The following is a 2,219-nucleotide window of genomic DNA, read 5'->3' as shown; positions in this document are numbered from 1 at the left end:
CGGGGGGTTAAAGTCCACTCATCATCAGGGACCTCGATGCTTATCCCCAACACCCCTGCCCGATCGGCGTGCCCACACTCAACTCTGAAGAGCCGCTTTACGCTGCTATTTAATGCCAAAGATCAGCTGCGTAGTGATTTGTCTCTGACCGCTGCCCAACAAGCCAAGGAATTCGGCATCGACATCAAGGCCGTTGGAACCACATGGGACGAGATTTACAAACTCGGAAAGTCTAATGCCGTGATGTGGGGTGGCGGGCGTCATCATCCCGGTCAGATCTATACGTTCTACTCCTCGAAGGCATGGAACGTGGGATACAACAACATTGCGCAATATGGTAACCCCAAGGTTGATGAGTATCTCGAGAAGGCGCTCCACTCTCGCAGCCAGGACGAGGCAAACGAATGGTGGAAGAAGGCCCAATGGGATGGTTCCACGGGATTTGCAACATCTGCGGATGCCCCGTTGATCTGGTTGGTTAGCCTCGATCATGTGTACTACGTGAAGAATGATCTGGATCTCGGCACTCAGCCGTTGCAGTCCCACGGTCACGAATGGCAGCTCTTTGGGAACATTGCAACGTGGCGGCTGAAAGGCTAAACCTGAGCCACAGGGTGGCCATCAGAGTACTTCGGATGGCCACCCTGCTTTTGGGATTGACTCTGCTCACCTTCGTCCTTATTCACTATTCGCCGCTTGATCCAATTCAGGCCTACGTCGGTTCTCGGAATGACGTAACCGATGCGCAGTTAGAGGCGCTGCGCGCCCGGTGGGGTCTTGACGAGCCCTTGCCGACGCGCTTCGGACTGTGGATCACGGCGCTTGCGTCCGGTGATTTTGGTACGAGTTTTCTTTACCACGAGCCCGTTCTTGACGTCATCATTAGAGCATTCTTAAATTCTTTGGTGCTGATGATGGTTTCGTGGGTGCTAGCCAGCTTGCTCGGGTATGCCCTGGGTGTACTGGCGGCATTTCGTCGGGGAAGGTTCTTGGATCGTTTGATTCGGTGGTACGCATTTACCCTGGTCTCGGTCCCGTCCTATGTTCTTGGGCTCGTACTGCTGATTGTCTTTGGCGTTTGGCTTCAGTGGTTCCCGATCGGGCTGTCCACGCCTGTCGGGATGATGAGTGACGACGTGACATTTGCCGATAGGCTAAGGCATTTCGTTCTCCCATGCCTGACTCTCACCTTTCTTGGAGTCGCCAATGTTGCATTGCACACCAGAGAAACGATGAATGATGTGCTGACTAGTGATTACGTGCTGTTCGCCCGCGCCCGGGGGCTTTCAGATTGGCGTATCTTCCGTGCCCACGGATGGCGTAACTCGATTCTGCCGGTGACCATGCTTCAGTTTGCCTACTTTAGTGAGCTTTTTGGTGGCTCGGCTCTGGCGGAAATCGTGTTTTCTTATCACGGTCTAGGTTCGGTCATGACGAAGGCGGGATTACACGGCGATGTTCCGCTGCTCCTTGGCACGGTTATCATCGCGAGCCTGTTCGTGTTCTTTGGCAATCTATGTGCGGATATCGTTGCCGAAGTCGTCGATCCGCGGGTGAGGAGGTCTCGGCGTGCGCTCTCAAAACCCTCGTAACCGACTGGTGTTCTCTCTAGTCTTTGTCGGCCTGCTAATCGCTACGGTCCTGGTGAGTTCCTGGTTGCTGCCGGCCACGAGCATTGAGCCAGGATACGCACAGCGCAATCTTTTCATCAGCACAACACATCCATTCGGAACGGATTGGTTGGGACGTGATATGTTCGCTCGAACCATGATGGGGATGCGGCTATCACTGGTCATTGGGTTGGTTACCGCAGGTCTAAGTTCGTTGATTGCTGTCGTTTTAGGTGCTATTGCTGCCCTTGGTGGATCAGTGGCTGATCACATTGTCTCGTGGCTGATAGATCTGTTCATCGGGATGCCACACCTCGTGTTTATGATTCTGATTGCTTTCGTAGCGGGCGGCGGAGTCAAGGGCGTCATTTTGGGGGTGGGCCTGACACATTGGCCGAGCTTGGCGCGCCTGATCCGAGCCGAGATTATGAAGCTCGCGACGGAACCCTACGTGGAGGTATCGCGTCGCACTGGGTTTGGGCGGCTCCGGGTCTTTTGGTCGCACATCTTGCCACAAGTTGAGTCCCTCATAGTGGTGTAGCGGGGTGGTCGTGCTGGACAGCAGGGCGGTCACCGCGTGATCCTCGAGTTCATCTTCTACAACTCACT

At 54.7% G+C, this 2,219-nt stretch carries 3 protein-coding genes; all 3 read left to right on the top strand.

The genetic code is table 11. The features are described from left to right. The coding region (locus tag BSZ39_RS12670) for a periplasmic substrate-binding domain-containing protein (protein ID WP_222842971.1) at window positions 1–600 on the top strand (600 nt) is incomplete at its 5' end. 35 nt (window positions 601–635) lie between these two features. Further along, on the top strand, window positions 636–1,592 hold the full coding sequence (locus tag BSZ39_RS12665) for an ABC transporter permease (protein WP_187343250.1): 957 nt from the start codon (window positions 636–638) through the stop codon (window positions 1,590–1,592). After that, window positions 1,570–2,151 carry an ABC transporter permease gene (locus tag BSZ39_RS12660; RefSeq protein ID WP_222842970.1) on the top strand — a complete coding sequence of 194 codons (582 nt, stop codon included), beginning with the start codon at window positions 1,570–1,572 and terminating at the stop codon, window positions 2,149–2,151. The genes BSZ39_RS12665 and BSZ39_RS12660 overlap by 23 nt, the downstream gene beginning before the upstream one ends. Window positions 2,152–2,219: the final 68 nt, after the last annotated feature.

It is taken from the genome of Bowdeniella nasicola (assembly GCF_001907295.1).
In the GTDB taxonomy this organism is placed as follows: Bacteria; Actinomycetota; Actinomycetes; order Actinomycetales; family Actinomycetaceae; genus Bowdeniella; species Bowdeniella nasicola.
The sequence above is the reverse complement of the archived record's forward strand: the minus strand, read 5'-3'. Positions and strand labels throughout refer to the sequence as shown.